Source organism: Pseudomonas sp. GL_135, from assembly GCF_057834665.1.
Map to the genome: position 1 here is coordinate 5,447,529 of NZ_CM174408.1, position 24,157 is coordinate 5,471,685.

23 protein-coding genes are annotated in these 24,157 nt (G+C 53.4%); 9 read left to right on the forward strand and 14 right to left on the reverse strand.

Annotated features, from left to right (window positions below):
- Window positions 1–125: 125 nt before the first annotated feature.
- The 5 genes from AC3ISG_RS24105 to AC3ISG_RS24125 all read right to left on the reverse strand — a co-directional run bounded on the left by AC3ISG_RS24105 (window position 126) and on the right by AC3ISG_RS24125 (window position 6,201).
- Window positions 126–1,511 (reverse strand): hypothetical protein, encoded by a 1,386-nt coding sequence (locus tag AC3ISG_RS24105; RefSeq protein ID WP_489298136.1) that lies wholly within the window; start codon window positions 1,509–1,511, stop codon window positions 126–128.
- Entirely contained in the window at window positions 1,511–2,395 is an 885-nt protein-coding gene (locus AC3ISG_RS24110) for a hypothetical protein (RefSeq protein WP_489298137.1), read from the reverse strand. Before AC3ISG_RS24110 ends, AC3ISG_RS24105 begins: the two co-directional genes overlap by 1 nt.
- Before the next feature lie 2 nt (window positions 2,396–2,397).
- A complete protein-coding gene (locus tag AC3ISG_RS24115) occupies window positions 2,398–2,889 on the reverse strand; it encodes a hypothetical protein (protein ID WP_489298138.1) in 492 nt (163 codons plus the stop codon).
- 90 nt (window positions 2,890–2,979) lie between these two features.
- A complete protein-coding gene (locus AC3ISG_RS24120) occupies window positions 2,980–4,107 on the reverse strand; it encodes a hypothetical protein (RefSeq protein WP_489298139.1) in 1,128 nt (375 codons plus the stop codon).
- Between the two features lie 486 nt (window positions 4,108–4,593).
- Entirely contained in the window at window positions 4,594–6,201 is a 1,608-nt protein-coding gene (locus AC3ISG_RS24125) for a hypothetical protein (RefSeq protein WP_489298140.1), read from the reverse strand.
- Window positions 6,202–6,600: 399 nt separating this feature from the next.
- Here AC3ISG_RS24125 and AC3ISG_RS24130 point away from each other — a divergent pair, with 399 nt between their 5' ends.
- Window positions 6,601–8,088 (forward strand): hypothetical protein, encoded by a 1,488-nt coding sequence (locus AC3ISG_RS24130; protein WP_489298141.1) that lies wholly within the window; start codon window positions 6,601–6,603, stop codon window positions 8,086–8,088.
- Between the two features lie 674 nt (window positions 8,089–8,762).
- Here the strand turns inward: AC3ISG_RS24130 and AC3ISG_RS24135 are convergent.
- The 3 genes from AC3ISG_RS24135 to AC3ISG_RS24145 form a co-directional block, all read right to left on the reverse strand.
- Window positions 8,763–8,963 (reverse strand): NAD-dependent deacetylase, encoded by a 201-nt coding sequence (locus AC3ISG_RS24135; RefSeq protein ID WP_489298142.1) that lies wholly within the window; start codon window positions 8,961–8,963, stop codon window positions 8,763–8,765.
- On the reverse strand, window positions 8,903–9,220 hold the full coding sequence (locus AC3ISG_RS24140) for a Sir2 family NAD-dependent protein deacetylase (protein WP_489299582.1): 318 nt from the start codon (window positions 9,218–9,220) through the stop codon (window positions 8,903–8,905). The genes AC3ISG_RS24135 and AC3ISG_RS24140 overlap by 61 nt, the downstream gene beginning before the upstream one ends.
- A gap of 112 nt (window positions 9,221–9,332) precedes the next feature.
- A complete protein-coding gene (locus AC3ISG_RS24145) occupies window positions 9,333–9,521 on the reverse strand; it encodes a Sir2 family NAD-dependent protein deacetylase (protein ID WP_489298143.1) in 189 nt (62 codons plus the stop codon).
- Window positions 9,522–9,915: 394 nt separating this feature from the next.
- Here AC3ISG_RS24145 and AC3ISG_RS24150 point away from each other — a divergent pair, with 394 nt between their 5' ends.
- Window positions 9,916–10,122, forward strand: coding sequence for a hypothetical protein (locus AC3ISG_RS24150; RefSeq protein WP_489298144.1), 207 nt, complete (start codon window positions 9,916–9,918; stop codon window positions 10,120–10,122).
- A 128-nt stretch (window positions 10,123–10,250) separates the two neighbouring features.
- Window positions 10,251–10,439, forward strand: a complete 189-nt coding sequence (locus AC3ISG_RS24155) for an AbrB/MazE/SpoVT family DNA-binding domain-containing protein (RefSeq protein WP_489298145.1) — start codon at window positions 10,251–10,253, stop codon at window positions 10,437–10,439.
- Between the two features lie 192 nt (window positions 10,440–10,631).
- Here the strand turns inward: AC3ISG_RS24155 and AC3ISG_RS24160 are convergent, their stop codons facing one another.
- Window positions 10,632–10,871, reverse strand: a complete 240-nt coding sequence (locus AC3ISG_RS24160) for a hypothetical protein (RefSeq protein ID WP_489298146.1) — start codon at window positions 10,869–10,871, stop codon at window positions 10,632–10,634.
- A gap of 164 nt (window positions 10,872–11,035) precedes the next feature.
- Here AC3ISG_RS24160 and AC3ISG_RS24165 point away from each other — a divergent pair, with 164 nt between their 5' ends.
- Window positions 11,036–12,064, forward strand: coding sequence for a hypothetical protein (locus tag AC3ISG_RS24165; protein ID WP_489298147.1), 1,029 nt, complete (start codon window positions 11,036–11,038; stop codon window positions 12,062–12,064).
- 298 nt (window positions 12,065–12,362) lie between these two features.
- Here AC3ISG_RS24165 and AC3ISG_RS24170 read toward each other — a convergent pair whose 3' ends face one another.
- Together AC3ISG_RS24170 and AC3ISG_RS24175 are read right to left on the reverse strand one after the other, a co-directional pair.
- Window positions 12,363–13,040 carry a hypothetical protein gene (locus AC3ISG_RS24170; protein ID WP_489298148.1) on the reverse strand — a complete coding sequence of 226 codons (678 nt, stop codon included), beginning with the start codon at window positions 13,038–13,040 and terminating at the stop codon, window positions 12,363–12,365.
- Entirely contained in the window at window positions 13,037–14,074 is a 1,038-nt protein-coding gene (locus AC3ISG_RS24175; RefSeq protein ID WP_489298149.1) for an ImmA/IrrE family metallo-endopeptidase, read from the reverse strand. Before AC3ISG_RS24175 ends, AC3ISG_RS24170 begins: the two co-directional genes overlap by 4 nt.
- 483 nt (window positions 14,075–14,557) lie before the next feature.
- Here AC3ISG_RS24175 and AC3ISG_RS24180 point away from each other — a divergent pair, with 483 nt between their 5' ends.
- Window positions 14,558–15,145, forward strand: a complete 588-nt coding sequence (locus AC3ISG_RS24180; protein WP_489298150.1) for a sce7726 family protein — start codon at window positions 14,558–14,560, stop codon at window positions 15,143–15,145.
- Here the strand turns inward: AC3ISG_RS24180 and AC3ISG_RS24185 are convergent.
- A complete protein-coding gene (locus AC3ISG_RS24185) occupies window positions 15,129–16,154 on the reverse strand; it encodes a beta family protein (protein WP_489298151.1) in 1,026 nt (341 codons plus the stop codon). The two genes, AC3ISG_RS24180 and AC3ISG_RS24185, sit on opposite strands and share 17 nt — an antisense overlap.
- 308 nt (window positions 16,155–16,462) lie before the next feature.
- On the opposite strand from AC3ISG_RS24185, the gene AC3ISG_RS24190 reads away from it, so the two are divergent.
- The 4 genes from AC3ISG_RS24190 to AC3ISG_RS24205 all read left to right on the forward strand — a co-directional run bounded on the left by AC3ISG_RS24190 (window position 16,463) and on the right by AC3ISG_RS24205 (window position 22,112).
- Window positions 16,463–18,940 (forward strand): helicase C-terminal domain-containing protein, encoded by a 2,478-nt coding sequence (locus AC3ISG_RS24190; protein WP_489298152.1) that lies wholly within the window; start codon window positions 16,463–16,465, stop codon window positions 18,938–18,940.
- A gap of 81 nt (window positions 18,941–19,021) precedes the next feature.
- The gene (locus tag AC3ISG_RS24195) at window positions 19,022–19,489 is read left to right on the forward strand and encodes a GNAT family N-acetyltransferase (protein WP_489298153.1); all 468 of its coding nucleotides are present in this window, start codon (window positions 19,022–19,024) and stop codon (window positions 19,487–19,489) included.
- Window positions 19,490–19,735: 246 nt separating this feature from the next.
- A complete protein-coding gene (locus AC3ISG_RS24200) occupies window positions 19,736–19,975 on the forward strand; it encodes a type II toxin-antitoxin system Phd/YefM family antitoxin (RefSeq protein ID WP_489298154.1) in 240 nt (79 codons plus the stop codon).
- 433 nt (window positions 19,976–20,408) lie between these two features.
- A complete protein-coding gene (locus tag AC3ISG_RS24205) occupies window positions 20,409–22,112 on the forward strand; it encodes a hypothetical protein (RefSeq protein ID WP_489298155.1) in 1,704 nt (567 codons plus the stop codon).
- A gap of 12 nt (window positions 22,113–22,124) precedes the next feature.
- Here AC3ISG_RS24205 and AC3ISG_RS24210 read toward each other — a convergent pair whose 3' ends face one another.
- Complete coding sequence (locus tag AC3ISG_RS24210) at window positions 22,125–22,967, reverse strand: hypothetical protein (RefSeq protein WP_489298156.1); 843 nt, start codon at window positions 22,965–22,967, stop codon at window positions 22,125–22,127.
- Between the two features lie 583 nt (window positions 22,968–23,550).
- On the reverse strand, window positions 23,551–24,018 hold the full coding sequence (locus tag AC3ISG_RS24215) for a hypothetical protein (protein WP_489299586.1): 468 nt from the start codon (window positions 24,016–24,018) through the stop codon (window positions 23,551–23,553).
- Window positions 24,019–24,157 lie beyond the last annotated feature (139 nt).

The window sequence follows — 24,157 nt, forward strand, 5'->3', positions numbered from 1 at the left end:
TTGACTAGATGGGGTTTATGGAGCGCTAACGTTGAATCAGCCTTCCGCACACCCTGCTTTAACGTGGAAAGCGATGCATAGGCTTAAGGGCCAAACTTGGATCAGGTAGGCATAACGATCGCACGCTACCGAAGATCCGCCCCCCCAATGGAAGGCCCGGGCTGAGGATTCCTTCGCAACGAAGCTGTGTTTGCTATGATTTTTTCAAGCTCATGAGTGAATGCGCCGGAAGGGAAACTGTTGGCCAGCCAGGCCATTGCTGAAGCAACCATTTCACTGACCTCCATCAACTCAACCTCGCCGATTGCCAGCCCCCAGGGTCGCCAGTACGAGACGTCACCGATTGGAATACTGTCCCGAAAAAGTGACGTCAAGTAGCAAGCGCTGAATAACAACGTCTCACACACTTCTCCGCGATAAGTTGTATCGATAATGGTAGGCGAGTTGCAGGCGAATGCTATCAGGTTGCGAATAGTAGGGACCGTACCACCAGGCCTGTATTGCTGAGGTAGAAAGCCGACAGGTACCGGGATATGGGAAAGATCTGCGAAGCGGTCAAACGACGGACCAACCGGGATCACCAAATTTGAAACATCTCGCAGACCAAGACGTCCATAGCGTTGTAACCACAAGGCTGCTTCGTATAGGCGGCGCCCTGCCCCCCCACCTTGGAGCCAGATTTCGAGAAAAATGACTACAGTTGATTCAGACCGATCATCGAAATCATATTTTAGCTCCTCATACAGATCAGCTAGCGGAGATTGCCTTATAGCCGCCAAAGCCACGTTCCGAGCGTGGGCATCCTTCTCGATCAATTCACGTATGTGAATCCAGAGCCCCATACGAGAAATACAAGCGTAGAGTCTCCTTCCTGACTGATCAGCAATCAATCGCTCTGCTGGCGAGGTAGCCTCGGAATACCGTAACGTCTCAACAATGAGCCTCAATGCAGCCCGTGCAAGGCGCTGTGCAGAGCTCTTTGCATCAATTAGCGTCGAAGGAATCTTCTCAAGGAATGAAAACGGCTTGCCGGAAGCGACCCCGTCATTCTGGGACTGTACTCGCTCTTTAAAGGAAGAGAATGCCGCTTGCAAAACGTCCACTGGATCAACCTGAGCTGATTCCCGAGGGAATTCACCTAGGCCCGCCAGTTCCGGAGGAAGTTGAGGTTGATCCGGTGACGGTTCTAACGGGGCAAGCCCACCCGGGCCCTCATCCGATCCACCACCGCTGCCGTAACAGCGACGGATAAACTCGCACACAGCGCTCAGCGATGGGAACGCGACTTCTCCCTCTCCTTCATATAACCCGGTTTGAAACCGCCCACGAGACGCTCCAAACGCAATCGCGCGTGAACTGACACGTTCGGCGGCGAAATGAGGGGCTTCAATGAAGTAAGTGTCCGCACTTTCTGAAAAGGCCACATCACTACCGAGGTCTTCACCCCTATAGCTGGCGAAGGCAAAACCGGCGAGGGCGTCCATCGTGTCGATATACCAGGCATTGGCCATTATCGGATTCTCCCCGAAGCAGTCACGACCCGTACCGTCAATCCTTCGTCCCGCATCGCTTGCTCTGCTTCCAGACGGCGACGCCGCCAGAGCAATTCATGAGCGCTGGGAACTGGGCCGTGCAGGGAGCGATCTGCGATTGCGCCTTCGCGGGCAGCGTCTGTTGCAGATGTTCGAACCTCAGCAATATCATTTGCGGTGAAGCTGCAACTGCGCAGCACTTCAACATAGTCTTCATCATTGAGTACTGCGTTCGATATTTGCCCCACTGTCAGCCGGCGGCTGTTGACCCGAATGCTGGAGAAGGTCTTCACCACCAGAATATGACCCAAGTCAGCCTTCCACTTTCCTGAAATCGATTCTGCGCTTTTTATCATCTGTTTCGGATCTAGCGATCCGCGCCAAGCGAGCGGGGCTCGCGCGATGTCATACGAATTTCGATCAAGGATCCACGGATCATCAGGTGCATCTTTCAACACAAGACAATAGTCGCCATAAAAACGCACTCCGCTGCCGTTGACTTCCACGGCCCCGAAGTAAATTTTTTCCGCAGGGATCCCGGTAACTTTCGTAAGCACATCGTCCACGAGCTCGCGCCGCTTGGGCTCGGGATTGCTGTCACCGAGGCGCCTCGTTTTACCTAGATCGTAGGAGTTCTTATAACCGCCTGAAGCAGCGGCGCAAAACGTGGGGATGTATTCGTTGGACATATTGAAGACCACACGAACACCCCCTCCCGCTCGTGAGCCCGGGTCGGGGCCGAAATCCTTGACGACACCTTCGATAGCCTTACTGTTCGCGATAGCAAAGGCGCGCTTCTCGGTCTTGCGCTTTCCTGTTTCGTTTAATTCGCGACTTCTGCGCTGTTGCCATTTAGCGGACATAGTCACACAGCCAATTTGATGTTGGGAAGATTGCAATAGGCAAAAATTCCGATACCTATGACTCCGATGAACAGACCCGTAAACTGAACTCCCCGTCCCCAGACTCTCCAGCGCGTTATGCGTTTACGTTTAGCTTTCCCGAGCGAGCCACGCTCGCGATAGTCGAGACGATAAGTCAGGTAAAACTTCTCCCACCCGTACATATTCACCAAGCCACCTATGATCGACAATGCGAGACAAATCCAGGCGATTTGCATCGATTCAATGAACGTGATTTTTGTGAGAGTCGGCGGGAACGCGATAGTAAATGCAAGCAGCCCTGTCGCGATTGCGAGCATCGTCTTACCCAACTCCATCCGGTAACTATTGCCTTGAGCAATGTCAAACTGAACAGAGGTGATTGTGGGCTTTGATGTCGGCTGGTCACCCGTCGCGCAATTTCCTTCTGCCAGTGGCGGAGCCTGGGTTGGCAGTTGCTGATTTGAATCGGTCATGAGGACTCCTTTACTCACAGAAAAACTAGAGAGCACGTCCCACCGCAGTAGCGGAGACGTCGAAAATATGGGGGGACCAAGGCCCTCTCATCAGGGGGAACTAGAATCCAGCAAACCTTTGACACATCCAGATACCTTGGACGATTCGTTGTTACCAAAACCTAGTTGTGCCTTCGGGAGCGCTATTTGAGCGAAAGGATTCGGCATGCGAATCACCGTACCAGCGGGGATATTATCGCGAACAGCCTGGACCATCGCAGCTTCGTTTTGCCAACGCAGAGGGGTGGGTTTATAGGGATCATTCCCAAAAAAGTTCTCCCAGTGCCCTAACAGCACGAGCCGCGGTTGAGTCAATCGCAACAGCCTATCAGGATAGTGTTCGACCTGCTGCCATGATGCCACACTGAGGATTTCGACATCGATTGCCTTCCCGTCTTGCAAACCTGGCGGTAACCCATAGGGAGGGGTTGAGGCACTGTCCTGATAATGGATACGATACGCCAACTCCCCCTTCTCGTTGAACAGATCAATCAACCACGCCAAGGGCTGACCAGGTTTCCATCCAAATACGGAAGTGGGGACTTTCTCCAGATCCTTCGTGTATTCACCCGGCACGAGATCAATGCCAAAAATATGGCCTGCATGCTCACTTTCTATCGGCATGACCCTGATCTTTCCGCCACTGGAATACACCCACTCCCCAGGCAGCGTTGAGCTCGAATCCCCACCGTTGCGCCGAATCTTGGCCATGCACTCCTGAACACTGAACACCCGGCCCGAGTCTACCCAAGTCCACTGTCCGTTCGCTGGCCGAGCGGTCATCGCCTTCAGCATGTGCGCCACCGAATTGGAACCATAAAGTTTTGCACGCGGCGTATGCTTGCTCATGACCCAAGGGACATCCAATAAATGGTCGTAATGTCCGTGCCCGACTAAAAGCAGCGTGACATCTTGCGCGTATGGCATGTACTGATCGATCCGACTCTTGTTGGGTTCCACCCAAAGAGGGGGATACCCCTCAACGCCCAGGAGTGCAGGATTGCTGAAAGAGGGCGCTATCAATAAGCCTTCGCCTTGCCAATAAAGTAGCCAACCGCCAACGCCTAAAAATTGAATTCTCGGCTCCGCAACATCTTGCGGGGACCGATCTTGCTCGCCCGAGCAGTAAGCAGGAACGCTGATAATCAAAAGGATTAGTAGCCAATCGGCGCAACTCATCCTGAGCCTCTCTCGCGGATACTCACGGTCGCCGTCTGCCCTTCCCTGAAACCTATTGCCAGACTTCGAGCGCGATCGAATGGAAGTTATTCCAGTAAAAACCGGCGATATCGTTGGCGAATGCAGTCAGTTGCCCGTCCGTCGGTGCGACCCAACCTTCAGGCCAACGAGCCCCATCGCCTATTACGAATAGAGAGGCCGATGACGCTTCAACAGCGCCAATGAGTGTGAACCAACGTGCATCCGGGTCCGTGCAACGCAAATATCGCCTGACCGGAGTGAGATAGCATTTGTCATATCCAGTGGCATCGCAGGGTATCCAGGCATCCCGCCACATACCGACAGCTCGGAAGTAGTACCGTCCCCCCTCTGTCAGCATCACGCCCGTCCTCCCCCACTTATCACGGGATGAAATGCTGCACCGTGACAATAAATGCGAAGCCCCGAATGGCGGGGAAAGAACGGGCTCATCCATATTACTGTCCACTAACTGAATGGATTCAACTTGCCAAAGAAATCACCGGTTTCGTCCAGCCATCCGATGGTTTTCAGATCGCTGGATAGAGTGGCTGGGGGTTGAGAGATCAGCGAGTCCTGCCTGATCAGGCGATCGAAATCTACCTGTACAGGGCCTTGTCGAGGGGTCACTCCATCGCTGTGATAAAACTGGACTTTGGCCAACTGCATGATGTTGATGACTTCCTGGGCAATGAGTCCATACGCGATTGTCGTCGGATGAATACCGTCCAGGCTGAACAATCCACCCTGGATGCGCCCGTTCGGGTTTGATGAAAAGAAACGAGAGTCAGGCTTGGGATTCAGATTTTTTAGCGCAGCTGGGAGCTCGTATTCTGTCCACCACGCCGGACGGGCAGAGATATCATTTATATAACGTCGAGCGGCTACTCGATCCATCATCCCTGCAATATCCAAAACATACCAATCTTCGCCGGCTTCCCGACGCTCTTTCACGATGCCTGCGATCACCTCATTGTATTGATCAATCGCACTGTCGATGGCTCGCGCCTGATTCTCGGTGATATGGGGATCTTCGCTCGCACTGAACTGCGAATCGCTAACCCAGGGACGGGTATAAAATGGAAAGTAACGTGACTTAGGATCAACTTTCTGCGCAACACCACGTGCAACAGGTGCGATGGTCACGTGGGGGACATTTACCAAGATGACATGCCTGGCTTTGATTTCTTTCAGCTCTTCTACCAGGAGCAAGTATTCTGATTCAAAGTGGCTTGGACGCCAGACCGTATAACTGTCTTTATCCTTGCCAATCTTATTGTAGTTCGTGTCGCTCCAACTAACTTTAAGGCGTGTGACAGACCCAAGTACATTATTTGCCCCGAGGAAAATGACCAATGTCTCGATGCCAGGGGCATCTGTGTTCCCGTCGCCGCCGTCTAACGCTCCCTGCTCACCCAGTTTTCTTGCAGCATCTAGCAACGTATCGTCGACACCCATTGATGAATAAACTCCGAGAGCTGCCCTGATGTTGGCATTCTCGACAACTTGGGAGAAAATATCGTCCTTCGGCGCGGTCATTGCTGCGTTCAAATTTGTTGCGGTCCGAGACAAGGCATCTCGTATATCCCATCCATAAACCGAAAGGTTATGCATGATCGCACTGGTGACTTTCGGCTTGGCACCGGCACCACGCTCCCAGTAATCTTCGATCAACGCCATCTGATGCCGCAGTTCGAACGCTGCAGCGGGCAATTCCCACCAGCTGATTTCAGCGCCAAACTTATGCTCTAAAGCGCGCAGAAGATATTCGATATTCAACGGGATCCCACCATATCCGTCGAACAGTGGAAATCGAAATCCTATATCACAACCGACCTCGGCTGCGACAATTTTCGGCCAACTGATTCGGGTATTGTGTATGGCACCGCTTTGAAAGCCCGACGATATGGAATCCCCAATCGTAACTAGCTTATTAGTACAAGTTCCTATTAGCGGATCAAGAGTAACGGAAATACCCAGCGTGGGATCGAAGTTTGGAACACGTGCCTGCGTATTCACGATAACTTCAGAGGGGGTGTTATTGTCTCTTTGAGCTGCCGTAGCATCGCCTTTCATCGGACTATTCCTTGTGATTTAGCTCATGGTAAAAGATCCTCCTACAGCAGAATGGGTGACCATGAAGAGGTTTAGTCACCGATTTCGCGCCTGTCAAGAGCAGGATAATTCATCAGCGAACCAACACCACAAGTCAGGAGCTATCTCGCTTGGCAATCTCATTCTCTGAAATGGTCGGAAAAAATTCAGGCTCTAAAAATCGTTGGGCTCCCCATTCGTCGAGTCTAGAAAATGTGAGGCCGCGTTTCTTGATGGCTCGGCATCGGTTGGCCGGACGCCCAGATGCACGAGTTCAAGCCTGCACCGTCGCAAGAATCTTTTTTTCACGGCCAACGCCGCTTCCGTCGTTTTGCTAAGTACACAACGACATACGGCTTACAGGGATAGGGAGGGCAACATATGGGTGAAGCAAAGAGACGCGGCACTAGAGCTCAGCGAATAGCAGCTTTGTTTGATGAAAGCGGGGTCGTCAAGCTGACATCGGAGCGGTACAACGCCTTCATCGCATGGACACGCTCGCCGAACGCCAAGTACATAGGTCTGGAGCTCGAATTCTTTTCTGACCTGGCAGAAAACTTGATCGGTGTACTGATCCAGGATCGGTCAGATCGCGACCACGGGTTCGTGATTCTCGGTAGAGACGTTAAGGGTCGTTTCCGCGGGATCGAGGTGGAGTTCGGCATGAACAAAACAAGCGCACGGCATGCGTTGTTTGCCTCATTCAGGAAGCTTATCGCGAGCGGAAAAACTGTATTTCCGCAAGGCGACGAGCATGCAAACAAGGCAGGCGTCGACCTGTTTGAAACCAACCTGCCAGAAGAAAAGCTGCACCGTGCATTCCAAGTGCTCAAGCACCAGCCTCATTGGCTGCCAGCACGTGGCATCATGGAAGAAATGATGCGCCACTTCGTCGACGTTGACGGCAATTTCGTTGAGCAATTCCAAACTACTGCGTTTGATTCACGAATTTGGGAGCTGTACCTGTACGCTGCGCTTCTCGAGCTCGGCCTGTTTGTAAACAAAGAACACGAAGCACCAGACTTTGAAGTAACCGATGGCAGGATCAAGGTTTTCATTGAAGCAGTCACCGTAGGCCCCTCCCCGCGTGATGAGCCGCCTCCTAAACCAACGGAGGATTTGCCCTCGATGCGATCGGTGGAAGAGGTGAGGGAGCTGCTGAAGACACGCGCTCCGATTCGCTTCGGCAGCGCCCTATACTCGAAACTTAATCGTAAAACCAAATACTGGGACCTTGAGCATGTCCAGGGGCACTCGCTTGTTTTTGCGATCGCTGACTTTCACGAAGACCAATCGATGACCTGGTCTTCCCCCGCGCTGGTGGAATATCTCTACGCCATTAGCCATGACGCCAGCTTCGACGACAAGAACCAGTTGGTAATCGAGCCTCAAAAAATCGAGACTCATGAGTACCAGGGCAAAACGATCCCATCAGGCTATTTCTTTCAGCCTGGGGCCGAAAATGTGAGCGCGGTGCTGTTCTCGGCGTCCGGAACGATCTCAAAGTTCAACCGCATGGGGCGGCTCGCAGGGTTCGGCCGTACCGATCAGCTCATCGTCAGGTGGGGAACGAAACATTGTCACGCCCCCAACGCGGCGATACCCGATCCGTTTCTCGTCACGATAGAGCAAGGTTCCGTGACCGAGACTTGGGCCGAAGGGCTCTCCATGTTTCATAATCCCAACGCCAAGCACCCTGTTGACCCCAATATGTTTCCAGGGATCGCACATCATTGGTTTGACGATGGGCAGATCAAGAGCTCGTTGCCTTCGTTCCACGTCTACAACTCGTTTACTTGGAACCTGTTGGCAAGCGACGAAGAAGCTCCAAATGTGGATGCGTTCCAAGGAGCAGCGGCTGTCAGTTGATGGGCAGTATTGAATTTTCTCGAGGAGGACGCGGCGCTTACGCCCCGCCCCCCTTTCGCTGATGATCCTGCCTGGATCTAACGGAGAAGCAGCAACTCAGAGGCTCACACTTGCCTCACCGGGCGCAGCATTGAAAGGCTGGTGCCAAACTGCGATATTCCTACTCCGTCCAACCCCCGTATCACGTCTTCCATGGCAACCACTCGGCACATCATCTCCACTCTTCCATATACGTCACCGTGGGGGGACGCCCTGCGCGATCGCCGACACTTTTCATCTGCGCCTGCCGTGTACGCACTAATACTTGGAGAGAGATTTCCACGCCTGTTGGGCAGCAGCCAGGTGCTTTACATTGGCCAAACAGGTCAGCTGGGAGGCGACTCGGATGGATCGCGTCTTTACAGTTATCGCTACCCATCAGGTCCGCATGGTCGGCTGATCAGATCAAAAGCCGATAGGTTATTGGATCTTGGGCACAACATTACCTTTCGCTGGGCCGTCGTGGAGGACAAGGACACATCGAGGCAAATCGAAGCAGCGCTGCTGCAAATGCATCTAGATGAGCACTTGGAGTTTCCTCCCTTCAACGGCAAATCGTAGAGCAGTCCGCGCGAAGACGTCATTTTTACTATGCTGCTGCTAACGCTACCAGCGTCGGAATCAGCGCCGTCGCATCACCAATCAGGTGAGATATCGCTCTGCTCTGCCAGGTTCACCGGATCCTTGTTGACGTGAACAATTGCAGCTCCTGCACGACGTGCGGTTGCTGGGATGCTCGCCGCAGGCTGAACCACTCCCGAGGCTCCGACCGAAATCAAAAGATCGCACGATCTGATAGCTGCCATTGCCCTTCGCCATGCATCCGCCGGCAGCATTTCACCAAACCAGACCGCGCCGGCCGGAGTTCGCCGTTGCAACGTTTGTATCGGGGAGGCTTGATCAACTGTCCCTCACTGGAAGCCACCAGTTGCGCCGGATCAAGTGAACCAAGGCGATGGCAGGCAAAGCACTTTCGCTTGTGCAGCCCCCTATGCAGATGAATCACCTCAGCGGAACCTGCTCGGTCATGAAGATCATCAATGTTTTGGGTAACTACAGTCACCGTTCGATGTGACCCCGCCAATTGAACAATCGCATCATGCGTCGCGTTCGGTAACGCCCTGCTGACTTGATGCCGTCGCCAGAGGTACCACCCCCCAAACTAAGGGAGGGTTCTGTCGGAAGGCTTTGGCCGTTTCCAACGCTTAAGGATCATAGCTCTCCCAAAGACCGGTCAACTTTTCCAGGAACGTGGGGATACCGCTGGAGGCAGAGATGCCAGCGCCGGTGGAAAATACGGCCTGCCGGGCGTGGCGTAATGCGGCGATGGCATTCTCCATTGGGCTACTCAAAGCACCTCCGATGCCGGGTTTGAGTGCCAGATACTCCAGCATCTCAGCAGATCTAATCTCTTCCGCCCCCCAAGGTCGAGCGCGGGGGAGCAAGCCTCGCTTTCTCTATCGCCGATCGGGGTACAGGTTACCAAAGCCTTTCAGATCAGCAGATCGAGCTATGCGGCGATGCGCACCCTCCCCCGGCCAAATCGTTTAGAGCGTTTCTAGTTTGTTGCTAGGGCTTTATCGCATTCACTGGACCAGCCATTTGTATCGGATTTGACGGACAGATTTCATGCTCCGAGTGGCTGAAACCCGAAGCGGTCTCCCATTCCCATGATTCTTTGAGAGCAACCGCCACTGCAACTGAAAACTTCGAGAGTCAGGAAATCATCTAGCCTCTAACGCTATCAAGCATTTCGTGGAGCGCTATCCATGGGAACCGGATTTCCGGATGATGACTTTGGCACTGCTCGGCGTGTGGAAACGCCTGTTCCACATCCATCAAGCTCTGTCCTACCAAACAACCGCGGCAGACCAATTTGCCGTCCGAAATCTGAAACAAAGCACTCCACTGAAGCAGCCTCTGCTGGGTATCCATGACGTCAGTCCTATCGCTCCATTAAATCGCTTCAACATACCCTTCCCAAGCGGCGTGTAAACGCCCAATTGGATCACCTCATTTGAGGAGAGTCTCAGACTGGCGGCTGACGACGAAAGCTGACGGTCGCGCATCCGTCGGCGTAGGATATCTCCTAGGCAATTCAGTCTAGAGTGGAGATGGCGCTCATGAGTGAGTCCTTGAAAAGGACTGTAATATGCCAAGATCCAGGTGATGGCAGCGGGGATCTCATCATAGACCTGCCTCAGGACGTTATCGAGTACATGAAGGTGGTACCGGGCGATTTATTGAGTATCGAACTGGTTGCCGGCATGTTGGTGCTTAGCGCACTCCGTGATGCGGATACGAAAACCTAAGGCCGCTTTCGCCCCGAGCAGTAAGCCTCCTTTCCGATGCCTACTGGGTTCTTACGATTTCAAACACATGTGTTGCTTGCCGGGGCGGTGACGGTTGAAAGAACTGGGGACACCTGCACGCAGCCAAAGCGCGCGGCCGGAGCGGCACCCCCAAGGTATTCACTAGTGAACACCGAGCTTACGGAACACCCCTCACGATTCCTGAGGCTCACCTTGCAGATCCAGAGATCGCATCGCCTTGCTGCTCACGAGCATCTGTTTTGCAGCAAGCTCATTGACCTCAATGTAGTGGCGCAGCTTGGTTGGGGTCATGGTTACCCCAGTCTCGTCGCGGATTACCCGGACAATCGTGTCATAGCTGTAATCGCGTTCGAGCAAGGTTTGTACACGAGCCAGATTCAGCTCGCGGTAGAACGGGGAATGGATTGCCATGGATCACCTCCTAGTCGTGGTCCGGTACCGGTCGCGCAATTGCCCCGGTTGAGAAGACCTTACAAGTCGGGCACATTCTGTAACCACCCCAAAATGGGAATTCCGATTTTCAGGGCGAAAAGAATATGCCTAGTGCGAACCATAAAACGTCCGAACTCTTCGTCATGGACGAGTTGGAGAGGGTCTTTTTCCTTGAGATTGCTCAACAGCAGGCCAGACAAAAGGATTCAAAAGCATTTGCCGAACTCTGCTCCCTCCGTAAGGAACTACAGCGTTTCTTCGACGAAAAACCTGATTCAGACATGGAGGTGCTGGAGAACGGGCCCGATATCGTTTTCGACGTCGTTGAAAGGGACGTTGATATCGAGAGTCAGGTCAAGCTGAGTGGTGTTGATCACATAGGATTTCATTGCGAATCCGTCAATTGTGCTCTGGAGATTTTCGGAAATAGGATATTCGACACCGGCCAGGCGCTCAGGCTCTCACGTGGATTCCGATTGGCAGACTTCTCACACGTAAACTCGATGATTGAACTCGCTGGCTGGTGGTACTGGATCACTGATGTTCGCGTGCGTAAGGAGCTGAAGCTGGAAGGCAGCATAGGGACAATCAGTGGGCCTTTTCGGGATATCGATCGTCCGAACACGCAGGTCATCAATACAGTATCGCCATGCCCGGCAAGGGTCCCTATCAGATTGTGTGGCGCACCTCCGTTCGTCATTGTTGACACCCACGAAAACGCGGTGATGATAAATGCTTCGCCAGTCGAGAACTCCTTGGTAATCGTCCTCGATCGGGATGCTCCGATGCCCTCACTAAATGCCCTGCGTTACGCACTAGCAAGTCGTATGAACTCCATAAAATGGGATAGGGACGTGGCGTACCTGATGGAGGGGAAACAGCCTTTGGAAAGACCTAGGGAAGAGCTGGACTTCAGCTGGCTTCTTCAACCGACCGAAGACCTTGTATGGGCAACAGCGCCAAAGGCCATTGAGACTATGCTTCGAGGTCTATGCTGCTTGGCCAACCGCGCTGTCAGCAACTCAATTCGTGTTGCGATTGAGAAGACAGTGAAGGACCTCGAAGCCGTGGGACCTGAGGTCACGTACGAAAAAGTCGATTACGCCTATTCAGTGGCTCGCAAGCGATGCGACGATTATCACCCGGGATTACTGCCTTGGCTGACAGAGTAGTACCAGGGAATTGTCTGAGAGGGTTCGCACTTCGTCCACTCGCGGTAAGACAGTGGTGTCGTTGCCTGACTTGATCTTCGTCAGATCGCTGCGCTTAGCAATTCCAGCAGTTGCTCATCCCCCCACGAGCCCAAGATCAATGAAGCTTGCAGAGAAAAGGGAGCACATTTATTTCTTGAGATTACCGTCCGCTTCTGACGAGTCTCTGCCAGTGTAAATAGGGTGAACTAGGGCAGTCAGTAGGCATATCGTTCAAATCCCTTTCACATGACACCTCAAGTCGAATGCGAAAGGTTGGTCAATTGGAGTGCAATTTAGCAGCAGGGGCCACCGAAGCTTTCTCGACCGAGGGCACATACCTTTCCCCGGTCTCCTTTACCAAGTCGTGCATATAGCTTGATAACGCATTGATCACTGAGGTCTTGGACGCAGCTGCTGACCGACCAAAAGACGAACAAATTGCACTGTCTACATCAGGGCGAGCACGCACCTTGGTCGAAATCTCTTCGAAGCGTCCCGAGTGAAGAATCAACCAGATCGCCTCCTCCAGGCAAATGCACCGAATCCAAATCGGCGCCAGCAGCGGCTCGCCTCCAATCTTCGAAAGCGCAACGAATGCACGCTTATCACCGCTAAGCATGCGGGCGTCTTGATGCTGCACAAGAGCCGCAAAAAGCACAGCCTCTCCGGATTCAATGTCCGGGCGATTCAGAACCAGCAGCCGGTTCAGGTATTCCAACCGGATCTCGACGACTTGGGCGTTCTCAATCAGATTTTTGGCTTGAGCAAATGCGGCCTCCGACCCCAGCTTCTTGATCGCAGCGTCCGGGGTGGCCAACCGTAGCTGGAATTTCAGTTGAGGAAGGATCGCGAAATCATTCAACACACAGCCCAAAGCTAAGGTGAGCTCCGGCAGCAGCTGGTACTGGCATAGCTTCCTGGCGGCGTCGCTGTCCAACAACACAAGTCCGGTCATTCGCCGAAACCCTGTACGGCCAGCAGATATTCCTGATTCTCGGGGCTCAGCCGGTCCAATTCCACCTCGCTATGGAAATAGCGAGACAGCAGATCGATGGCACCTATCTTCGAGGGGCTGTAAATCAATGCCTGATTCGCCCTAGCCCAGTCGTTATGCTCCTTGGCATACGACAAGATCAAGTGATCCGGATCGATTTTGAGCTCCCGCCCCAGCACTGACGCCTTTGCCGCGATTGATGCTGCGGACGCCAACCTACCCATAGCTCCAATCGGATCACGGTGTCCGTTGCGGATCAGCGACAACGCAAAAGCATCAGCTTCACGCTCCTCCGCATCCTTGCGCCGACTACCCGTCTCGGCCAGCGTGTCTCTTACGTCTTCTATTTCCTCATCAACGATAACGCCATCGCGCCCCAGGTGCTCACGGGCGATATGACCCAGCTCATGTGCCAATACAAACAGTTGGCGGGCATGTTGCGAATGGTTGAAGCCCAACACCACGACAGGCCGACCCTCAATACTCAATGCCATGCCCGTCATGCGTTTAGTGGCACGGGGAAGCTCTTTGAGGAAAAGCACAGGAATGCCACGCATCCAGCAGAGCTGTAGCAACCCTTCAAAATCGAGATAGCTCTTGCCGCTTAGACCCAGAGCTTCGGCATGCAGTGCTTGGGGATCGCAGGAGATTGGTAGATAAGGCGTTGATGCACAGAACAGAGCAAGTTTTGCGATGGCCACACCCAACCCAGTGGCAATCGTGAGCTCGATCTCTTTGGTGTCACTGCGGCGCTTGAATCTTGCATTGCGCTGCTCGGCCTGGATCTGAAGATCCCCGTCAGGACCAAAACTGGCATCCAGACCCAATCGCTGCTTCAGAATCAGCGCAAACTGAAGTGCACCAGCACTGGTTTTGAAGAGGCTGTTGTCCCACCAATCGGGCAGCAGTTTTTCGATGAAGGAGCGCGGGTACCCGACAGCCTTGAGGCGATCGAATGCCGACTTCACCGTCACCGGGGTCGACGATTCATCCATGGCTCCTCCTGGCGGTCTTTGGAACAAGCTGCATCTTCACAAATTAGCGTCCCTATGAGCAAACAACAGCTTTGCCAGCCGCTTCGCATGCTTATCGGAGCCGTCCCAAATTGCCCCCAGCGCTTCCATCAATACGACCGACTCTCGGGGGTCATTGGATGCGGTATAAACAGACAGATTTGCATAATCGCATAGAATCTTCAGGCTTTGCGTAACACGACACCGTTTGCCATAGAGATTACGATGAACTTGGGATTGGTTCATTCCGCTAGCTTTTGCGATGCTTACCGTTGTCATGAAGCCATTCTGGCTAAAGAACTGACGGAGCTCGGATTGAATTTGTGAAATAGGCTTTATGCATTTCATCCGTATAAATTAGCATAATTGCATAGATTCTCAAACGTACGTATCATGCGGGCAATGCCAACAGGTTCGTTTACACTCGGAAGCGGTCCGATAGGACAACGGCATCAGGACATGACAATGCGCGAAGCGGAGATAAAAAGGGCATTGGCCCAGCACCTGGATGGTGCACACGGCAGCACATCGACCATGCTGCTTGAAGAGCTCAAATTGAGTAACGGCGAGATCAGGGCGGATGTCGTTGATGTGTCTGACCTGCATTGCTATGAAATCAAGAGCGAAGGAGACTCACTCAAGCGGCTCTTGGGTCAAGGCTCAAGATACGCACGCGTCTTCGATCGCGTGACGCTTGTGACAACAGAACGCCACCTGAAAAAAGCCTTGCCGATCCTGCCGGATTGGTGGGGCATTCTGCTCGTTCCGGAAAGCGAAGACAGTGCATTCAAGCAGTTCCGAGTAGCGAAACCGAACAAACGCCAAGAGGTTGAAGTGCTTGTGACGCTCCTCAAGAGAGATGAGTGCCTGCACGTCCTAGAAACCATAGGCTTTGTGAAAGGATTGAAGAGCAGGAACCTGCATGACCTTCAAGTCCGGCTGTCCGAGCTGATGGGACTGGATGAGCTCAAAGAGGCCGTTCGGAAATGCCTCTACCGCCGCGGCGGCTCATTGCCAGACGCACCTCGAGACTTGTTCAGTATTGCTTCTTGACCACCATCGCGATGTGATGAATCAGCCCCTCCATAATGTGATACCAGTGGGACCGTTTTTTGTGACTGGGAACACTGGAATCTGCTCGGTCAGCAATGATCCTGTCACCTAGGGAAAATTTCTTCCCTTCAAAATTGTCCGCATAGGTGGTCACCATGATGACAGACAGGTCAATCGAATCCTGGAGCGTTTTCCCATCCGCGCGCAGAATTAACCAGTCCGTGTCACGCGTGTAACGCAACGTCGCTTTCTTCCCAATTTTCTTCATCTTCTCTTCGGTCCAGGCTGGAGAGAGGATGCCGTAATCTGAGTAGCCCAGGAGCAAGTCAGGCCCTGCGTCTTTGATTGCGTTCCAGAGCCCCCAATCACGGCGCACGAACTCAGCCTTCGCCGGCACATTCGTCAGATCCGGTGGATAGGCTCCAGAGGCAAGGTGAATCGTTTCGTATCCAAAGCCCTTCATGTCACGAAGGCCGGCTATGAATGCCTCGACTTCATGCGCTTGCCATTCAGAAGGACTGGTGCCCAGGTCTACTAACAAACGCCCCCTCACTTTCTTCTGCCCGAAGACCTTCAACGCATTCTGGGCCTGCTCCACGCTGTCTGAGTTCAATACCAAATCCTGGAGTCGAAGACGGACCACAAAGGAACTCAATTGGGACAACCGGGTGAGCACGGCATCAGGAAGCACGAGCATGTCTCGAGAGTCGATTACCGGGATGATTGGATACCCCTTCTCTGCGATGAGAGAAACGAAAGCATCGAACTCCTTGTACCGGTTCTTGGTAAGTCGCCCGTTTGGATTCGCGTAATCCACCAGCGCAGCACCTTCCCAAGCATGATGAAGCTCCGCGAGAAACAACGCATGCTGTGTAACGTTTCGAACCTCGATGCAAGGACAAAACCCATCAATGATCTCTTCATCGATTTCATCAAGCGCTCGTCGCTCGGCAGGCTGCCATTTGATGATGGGAATGTAGGGGGGATAGCCTAAATGCTGAGACTGCATCACTCCTCCTTTAGAATAATGGATCCAATGTGCCAGCATCATACGACTCAAATGTCAGGCGCACAAAGCCTCATTTTCGTCGAGAAATTACGAAGGGATGCGGCCACTTTGATAAGCAAGGCCTATATCTTTAACCTCAGCGCGAGAGCAGCCGGACCGAAGCAGAGATGACGCTTCGTCGCCGCACCCTTTTTTGACAGGCTGCTAACCTTGGTTAAGTCTGGATAACGCTCAGGGCGAACCAGCAAGATCCAGCGATCATCTGAATAGATACTCACTGGGCAAAATGAGTATTCCAAGGAGGGGCCATGGTTTTAAATTTCGACAAACTCAATGCCGGCACGGCGTCAAAGCAGATTGATCCGCGCAAAATATTCACCACGTTGAAGCGAGATCCTCGGTTCCGACGCCCTCTGGATGAACAATCTGACATCCTAGACGCTTGGTTCGCGCGAAGAGCAGCTCGCGACCTGACGCTGAAGATGAACACCGGTGGTGGAAAGACCGTAGTCGGTCTTCTGTGTCTTCAAAGCTCGCTCAATGAAAACATCAAGCCTGCGGTCTACATAACCCCCGACAGTTTTCTAGTGGCGCAGGTTCTCGCAGAAGCAGGGTCTCTGGGGATTGCAGCAACTGATGATGAGAAAGATCCAGACTTCATCGCCGGTCGCGCCATTCTGGTGGCCAACGTTCATAAGCTGTTCAATGGCCGTTCGGTATTCGGCGTTGGCGAACGCAAGATCCCTATCGGATGCATTGTGATTGACGATGCCCATGCATGCCTGGGCGTTGTGCACGACCAGTTCAGCATAAAGTCGAAGGTCGACAGCCCGGTGTATGACGGCCTGCTAGAGCTGTTTGAGGAAGATTTGAAGACGCAATCACCGTCGGGCCTGCTCGACGTGAAGGCGCAAGATACGTCTGTTGTGATGACCGTCCCGTACTGGGCATGGCAGGACCACGAGGATGAAGTCCTCGCGTTGTTGCATGCTCACCGCAGCAGCAAAGAGCTGGAGTGGAACTGGCCATTACTGAGTGACTCCATCCCGTTGTGCACATGTGTCTTCGGCGGTGGTCGACTGGAAATTGCACCGCGCTTCGTACCAATAGACCGAATTCCAGCATTCGATTCGGCCAAGCGACGCATTTACATGACGGCAACACTCGCCGACGACACGATTCTGGTCAATCACTTCAAGGCAGACGCAACCGAGGTCGCACAGCCGATCAGACCCAAAGGCGGCGGTGACATCGGGGATCGAATGATCCTCGCACCACAAGAAATCAACCCTGATTACACCGCTGAGCAGATCAAAGAACTGGTCTCGGAAATTGCCGAGGACTTGAACGTGGTGGTCATTGTCCCTTCTAAGCCGCGAGCTGAGTTTTGGGGCAATGTGGCCGACCAGACTCTGGACAAAGACAGCATTCAAAATGGCGTGGAGAAGCTGAAGGATGGCCATGTCGGTCTGACAGTGCTTATCAACAAGTACGACGGCATCGACCTTCCAGGCGAAGCGTGCGAGCTGCTCGTGATTGACGGCCTGCCCGAGGTCTATGGTTTGGGCGAGCGGCTTGAGATGCTGTTGCTCGACGGGACGAAGCGACAATTGGTACGTCAGGTCCAACGCATCGAGCAAGGGATGGGGCGGGGTGTCAGATCAAGCGATGACCATTGCGTCGTGCTCCTGCTCGGCGGAAGGCTGACTCAACGGCTTCATGAGCCTGACGCTGAGGAAATGTTTTCCTCAGCGACGCGTGCGCAGATCGCCCTGGGTAAAGAGGTCGCTGCCCAGATTCGAGGAAAACCCATCGACGAACTGAAGCCCATATTGGACTTGTGCCTTAAGCAAGATGACGAATGGGTCCGGGCAGGACGCAATGCGGTCGTGAATGCAGCCCCAGTGATCGGAGGGCATCTTGACGACAACCAGGTCATGCTTCGGGCCGCTTTCGACGCAGTCAGAATCGATCGGTATGACGTCGCTACCGCGAACGCCCAGAAGGCTGTCAACGGTACTGCAGAACCCAAATTCAAGGGTTACCTAATGCAGCAACTTGCCGAATACACAAACCTCACAAACCCTGCTGGAGCCCAAGAGATCCAGCTAGCAGCTCTGGGTCATAATTCGCGCCTGCTGAAGCCTATTGCTGGTGCAACCTATACCAAGCTCAGCGCACCGGTCATCGGTCAAGCTAAGGCGGCGATAGAGTTCATGAACCAGTTCCTGGAGGGTAATGACCTCGTGATCTGGGTCAATGGGCTGCTTGACGACTTGGAATGGGGTGAAGAAGGTTCCAAGCGATTTGAAGCCGCAATGGCTGCGCTGGGAAGCTTTTTGGGCTTTGGCTCACAGCGACCTGAGGATGAGATTGGCCGCGGCCCTGACAACCTCTGGGCGCTCGGCGGTCTCAATTACTTCGTTATCGAGTGTAAGAGCGGTGCTGTCTCAGCGCCAAAGATCTCAAAAGGCGACACCAACCAACTTAACGGGTCAATCGTCTGGTTCAACGAGAAATACGACAAGACCTGCACCATGACGCCCATCGTGGTTCACCCCAAGACTGTGTTTGAGCACGCCGCGTCCCCTCATAAGGACATCAGAATCATCAACAAGACAGGCTTGAAGAATCTTCGAGACGCAGTTCGGGCTTACGCGGTGTCTATGGCAACCACCGGGGGCTACACCGACGCCAGCGTGGTCGCAAAGCAGCTTCTCCACCACAAGCTTTCGATTGAAACAATTCTGGCGCTTTGTACCGTCAGCCAAAACTCAAAATCCTGACCAGCAACGCCACACGAGGCTGGCTTTCAATATGAGGCCAGCCGTACCCAAAATGACTCTACGATTATCTAGATGCCACCAATGACCAATAATTTAGAGCTCAGATCTTTCGACGCAACACACTACGCCGAAGCATACGCTCAAGCAGAGGCCCTTGTTGAGGACGGCGGAAAGGCACCATTTAGGGAGAGTGGGTATTACTCAGGCATCACTAATGAGCCTCTGCATTTCTATCTTGATAGCCAGTTGGTGGCCACTGCGACCTTACTCTTCATGGGGGATGGCGCCGAGCTCCATAAACTTTACGTACACCCGAATGCACGTGGTTTCGGGGTTGGGCGCGCGGCAGCCACAGCCTCAATCGACTACCTGTTCGCTACTTATGACTTGGAAGACGTTAGCGTCAGCATCCTTGGCAACTCTGCGGAATTCTGGTTCAAGATCGTCACGGCGTATGGAGATCGAGCCCTTTACGCCCACCCACAATGTTATTTCGTGAAGCCCGGGGATACAGCCAGGAACCAACATCCTCTGACTTTTGCAACGTGATCGATAACCCTCACCATAAAAATCTGGCAGCACTGCACTCCCCAGCCTGCCAGCCATGCGGTTGCGCGAGCCGAGCAGACACGGCGCTTTGGCTGCTGATCGGAAAACCAATCGCGGGAACCCGGACGGCCAATACTGTCGTCATCGCATTAAGTACGACCAACACAGCGTACATGACGAACTTGGCCGGGGTGCGAAACCGTAGCGCTGCGCATCCCCCCATGGGATTGCCTTGCAGGGCTCATAATGCATGTTCTAACGATGAAGCAGGCGTGGAAAACGCTGAAGCAAGTGGCGGAGGACGTCTGCCGGGATCATGAACCGACGCTCATTGTGCTCCGACGAGGAAGTCCCGTCGTGGTACTCCCTTTGAGCGATTACAACGGACTTCAAAAAACAGTCTATCTGCTTGGCTCGACTGCCAATGCTCAGCGGCTGAAGAAATCGATCGCTCAACTCGAGCTCAGGCACCATCGCCACACGTGACTGTCAGTAGTCGTGTGCGACGACGGCAGACGATCTGCAGTTTCGATCATGCACCCACGCATCCCACTCGTCTCGCATGCCTTGACTACAACGAACCGTGCGGGCATTTGGGTACCGGCTGGGCCTTTTTGCAAGGTATACAAACTGTAAAAAGCTTATGAAAGCCGTCTAAGCAGGGGCATACCGCCTGATTATAGTCGACAGGATATTTCAGGATAATCAGTGGGAACGTGTGAAAGCTTCCCTCACCAACGCCATTACATTGAGGCCAGCAGCGGTTTGAAAAACTTTACGTCCGCGTAGTGCAGATACCTCTGCTCTCGCCGCTCAAGAAGCTCGACATTCGCCGATACAACGAACGATGCTTCGTGCAAGCCGACCATCTCCCGAGCGTCACAAAGCATCCTTGTCTGTCTCTGGCCCGAGCGTATCCATGCTAGATCCTCGCACTATAAGCAAGCCCGATATCGGGTCAAGCAACCTTCATTTTGGTAAGCCGCTTGGAACAGCAGGCGGCGTACTTGTGGTGTGTTGGCACGGAGGCTTGGCAAAAAATCAGACCCCTAACACCGTTCCTCTGGCAGAGGTGATTCTGAAGACAGTTCACCCCGATGGCGTATTAGGATCAATAAGGAAAATGGATGCCGCAATTTCTCACTTGGGAAGTCTGAGGCCGGGAAGCGTGTGGAAGAACGGCAGGCTGATCGGTGAGATAAAAATGGAAACGCTGAACCCGACAGTAGTGAACCTCAATCCTGGGACGTGGGAATGGGTGACTGCTGAGTCGGCGGGATTGCTTGAGTCTTATCTGAGTTCCCTTTCAATAAGACAGGGCGGGAGTTGGCTCATCCAAATGAGAGCCGAGGGCGGAAAAACCATTTTGGTACCCTGCGTGGAGTTTCTCACTCGCTGCTACGGACACAGTTCAGAAACGAACTGGCTGCTCGCGACGTATGGGCTTGAAGAGATTCAAAAACGATATCTGTATGGAGTCGACCCAGACCCCGAGGCGTGGGTACTCAAACTCAAGCGCAGAGTTTCGTCCCGCGAAGCTCCGTTTCTGGCGCACGCCATATTCGATGAATACTCCAATGACCTGTGCAAACGCCTGCATCATAGTCTGCAAGCAGATTTCAAGCCGGGTAAAAAAACATTCATTAAAGTCGAGCCTTGGTTTACGGGCTTTCCACTCATTGAAGGCCGCGGTTACTGGTTGAACGCCAATACCTTTCTTCTGCTCAATGTTGACGGGATGAGTCAACCAGACGGCTGCCCCATCATAGTCGAGCGTCAAGATTATGCTGCACAGGGCGTGGCTGAAGGAGAAGACGGTAGGCGCCCCTATACACAAAATCCTCCACCAGGGTCATCAAATGGCATCGTGTCGCTTATTGACGATGACGCGCCTGATAGCGATACCCCGCGGATAGTGCATAACCCTTCGTTCAGGTCGCTCGGCACGAGACGAAAAATTATCCGCAGGAAAGAGGTGATACCCGGGAGACCAGGCGACGCTATACCCGGCAGTGATCGTCATACACTCGCCCCAGGGGATGCTCATGGGAACGGCCGAGGCGGCGGCAAATCCGAATTTGTTTCCCCAGAAGCAGTACCTGATGGCAGTCTCGCCCAGATGTGGCAAACCTGCATCAGCCTGTCAGCAACCCTTCATGGATATATCAGTGAGGTAGGCTGGTATACAAGGCATGAGGGGTTTCAGACAGAGGGCGTGGCAGACTATGAATGCATCTCGGCTGTGCCACCTGGAAAAGATGGGATCTTCAAACGGGCGCCAAAACGCATTTTCGTTATCCGGATGACTGTTGCCGGGAGGCACGTCTATATCCTGGAGATCTTCCGCAAACCGCGGAGCTCCACCACCGTTAATGGAGCTATTAAACACTATGAAGATGGCTACCGAGGTCTGATGGTTATGCTCCCCACTCGGAAGACCGATGTCGATCTTGAGTTAGGTGTGATATTCCAAAACATTCTCAGGCATGACGGTCGAATCAAAGATACGACGATGTCCAATTATCCACATACGACCTTCGTCCACCGCCCTCGCGATGACGGACCGGAGCCCTTCAAAAAGGTGATATTGAACAATTTGCGCGGCTTGGTTGGCCCTCTGTGAGGGTTTATGACCTCACTCGACCTGAGCGGTCGATGGCAGCGGAATCCAGTATTCCTTGCCTTTCAGCGTGACAATTAACCCATTTTTTTCGGGATCACTGGTCAGAACCATACTTTTCTTGTTGACCTTGGCCACGCCATGGAAGTAACCCAATGCAGCTGTCGGCCAGCGATCAAGCACATCGGCGCCACTGGCTGCCTCGCTCATCAACGATTTGAGCACCTGCTCAGCGCGCTTGCGTCTGAGTTTGATGGCATCCCGATTGTCTTTGGGAAACACGATCGACGACTCATACGACGCGTTCAGAAAGCTGATGAAGCTAGCCAACGAGGCTGCCACTCCAGGCGTTTCAGCCAGCAGTGAACGCAAGGACTCAGAAGAGGGCGATGGGCGGCCGGCAGCCTCGCTCACCAGCACGAGGTTTGCGGCGCTGCGCATCGCCATGCGGACAGATCTCAATGAGTTGGCTCGTTTGTTAGGCTTCGATTCGAGGTGCACACGATACGCTTGAAGCATTTTTTGCCCAGCCTCTGACGAAGTAGAGGCCATAATGGCTTCAATCCGGCCCACTTCCGTGACCTCCTCCTTTAGGGTCTCATCAACGCGCATCCCCCGCTCTTCAGCCATCCACTGCATGGGGAGCTGAGCACTTCGAATCCACCGCGCACCCTTCGCTTCAAGAAGCTGCTGATAGGTCGGCAAGCGAATCCACTGCGCGTTCATCTCAGTGAAACTCTGCAAATGGCGATTGATCAGCAGAGCAGCCCTCTTGGGCCCGATCTTGTTAATCAGCCACTCCCCATACGCCAAATAAGCCTCTCGAAAGACATCACGACTCAGTGCCTGGACATTCATCTGCAAGCGCTTGTAGAAGGTTCTGCGGTCTCGGCATTTTTCACATTCAGACCCGTAACCTGCAGGCGACATTTCGCCACAGCTTCGACACTCGATCTCACCCAGATGCGCACAACGGCGACACTCCCTGACGCCATCACGCCCATCAATCAGAACCCTATATCGTCTACAGCTGGGGCACGTTTCAGCGTTGCTCGCACATTTTGGACAGCAACGCATCTCCTGATCGTCAATGATCTTTTTGCTGAGTCGAGTTGAGAAAGCGTTGCACATCTCACACTGGTGAGGCTCAGTAAAGTAATGAGCGCAGGAGTTACAAGCCAATCCCTCAGGTGTAATCCTGCCCACCGGTCGACCTATGCGTTCGCACCGTATGCAGGGGACAGAGGTGACACAGGAGTGACAGACTGCATCGGGATGAAAAGTCGGCAAGCGAACTCTATTTCCACAGCCTGGGCATAGCCTAGGCTTGAATAGCCTGGCATAGCAGTTGTTGCAGTAGCGTTGGAACAAGTACACCCGATGAGTTCTTCGCATCGGCTTGTGGCAGGCCGAGCAACAGCTGTCCTCCTGCTTCTGACTTTCAACCATCCCGTTGGACCTTTCTTTTTAACCTTGCCCAAAGCTTGGCAACGGTGTGTTGTGAAGCTGGCGAACGAATACCAGTTGCTGCGCGTTTCCTGGGCTTACCTGCAGGAAGCCCCTCGAGCGCCGCTTGCAAGGGTAGTGGAATCTCGCCGGCCGGTATCCGTAAGGAATAGTGAGGTGGTGAGCAAGCCGTAATAGCCTCGTACAGTTGATGTGCCCCCATATCCATGACCTTCCAGGCCGCAGACAGCAACTCCATTCTTTCCGCAATGGAGAGCAGTTCAATGGGGAGACCAGAATCTGGTCGAGCAACAGCACCGAGATGGAACGCCTCCCGAAAAGCTGCGAACGGCTTTGAGCCATTCACCGCGGAAACCCTCAGTATGCCAATGATAAAACGCGCGCGATAAAACCACTCGCCAGGATCACAGTTGGGATCGTCTTCAGATGCCAGACCATGCATTGCGTCATCTGCTGCACGCTGAAAGGCGAGTGCTCCGGCGGCAAATCCCAAACTGTCAGAATGAGTCTTGAAGGGGAGGTGGCAGCGATGGCAATGCCCGCAATCCAAATCCACCTGCTCCAACAGGTGAGGCTGTAAT

Bases quoted from the DNA above. Each gene is read 5' to 3' on its own strand.
- AC3ISG_RS24125 (WP_489298140.1), bottom strand. From the start codon at position 6,201: ATGAAAGGCGATGCTACGGCAGCTCAAAGAGACAATAACACCCCCTCT.
- AC3ISG_RS24180 (WP_489298150.1), top strand. From the start codon at position 14,558: ATGCGCGAAGCGGAGATAAAAAGGGCATTGGCCCAGCACCTGGATGGT.
- AC3ISG_RS24210 (WP_489298156.1), bottom strand. From the start codon at position 22,967: ATGAATGTCCAGGCACTGAGTCGTGATGTCTTTCGAGAGGCTTATTTG.
- AC3ISG_RS24150 (WP_489298144.1), top strand. From the start codon at position 9,916: ATGATGACTTTGGCACTGCTCGGCGTGTGGAAACGCCTGTTCCACATC.
- AC3ISG_RS24155 (WP_489298145.1), top strand. From the start codon at position 10,251: ATGAGTGAGTCCTTGAAAAGGACTGTAATATGCCAAGATCCAGGTGAT.
- AC3ISG_RS24160 (WP_489298146.1), bottom strand. From the start codon at position 10,871: ATGGCAATCCATTCCCCGTTCTACCGCGAGCTGAATCTGGCTCGTGTA.
- AC3ISG_RS24200 (WP_489298154.1), top strand. From the start codon at position 19,736: ATGCATGTTCTAACGATGAAGCAGGCGTGGAAAACGCTGAAGCAAGTG.
- AC3ISG_RS24195 (WP_489298153.1), top strand. From the start codon at position 19,022: ATGACCAATAATTTAGAGCTCAGATCTTTCGACGCAACACACTACGCC.
- AC3ISG_RS24105 (WP_489298136.1), bottom strand. From the start codon at position 1,511: ATGGCCAATGCCTGGTATATCGACACGATGGACGCCCTCGCCGGTTTT.
- AC3ISG_RS24175 (WP_489298149.1), bottom strand. From the start codon at position 14,074: ATGGATGAATCGTCGACCCCGGTGACGGTGAAGTCGGCATTCGATCGC.
- AC3ISG_RS24165 (WP_489298147.1), top strand. From the start codon at position 11,036: ATGGACGAGTTGGAGAGGGTCTTTTTCCTTGAGATTGCTCAACAGCAG.
- AC3ISG_RS24190 (WP_489298152.1), top strand. From the start codon at position 16,463: ATGGTTTTAAATTTCGACAAACTCAATGCCGGCACGGCGTCAAAGCAG.
- AC3ISG_RS24120 (WP_489298139.1), bottom strand. From the start codon at position 4,107: ATGAGTTGCGCCGATTGGCTACTAATCCTTTTGATTATCAGCGTTCCT.
- AC3ISG_RS24215 (WP_489299586.1), bottom strand. From the start codon at position 24,018: ATGCATGGTCTGGCATCTGAAGACGATCCCAACTGTGATCCTGGCGAG.
- AC3ISG_RS24130 (WP_489298141.1), top strand. From the start codon at position 6,601: ATGGGTGAAGCAAAGAGACGCGGCACTAGAGCTCAGCGAATAGCAGCT.
- AC3ISG_RS24115 (WP_489298138.1), bottom strand. From the start codon at position 2,889: ATGACCGATTCAAATCAGCAACTGCCAACCCAGGCTCCGCCACTGGCA.
- AC3ISG_RS24170 (WP_489298148.1), bottom strand. From the start codon at position 13,040: ATGACCGGACTTGTGTTGTTGGACAGCGACGCCGCCAGGAAGCTATGC.
- AC3ISG_RS24135 (WP_489298142.1), bottom strand. From the start codon at position 8,963: ATGCTGCCGGCGGATGCATGGCGAAGGGCAATGGCAGCTATCAGATCG.
- AC3ISG_RS24185 (WP_489298151.1), bottom strand. From the start codon at position 16,154: ATGCAGTCTCAGCATTTAGGCTATCCCCCCTACATTCCCATCATCAAA.
- AC3ISG_RS24145 (WP_489298143.1), bottom strand. From the start codon at position 9,521: ATGCTGGAGTATCTGGCACTCAAACCCGGCATCGGAGGTGCTTTGAGT.
- AC3ISG_RS24205 (WP_489298155.1), top strand. From the start codon at position 20,409: ATGCTAGATCCTCGCACTATAAGCAAGCCCGATATCGGGTCAAGCAAC.
- AC3ISG_RS24110 (WP_489298137.1), bottom strand. From the start codon at position 2,395: ATGTCCGCTAAATGGCAACAGCGCAGAAGTCGCGAATTAAACGAAACA.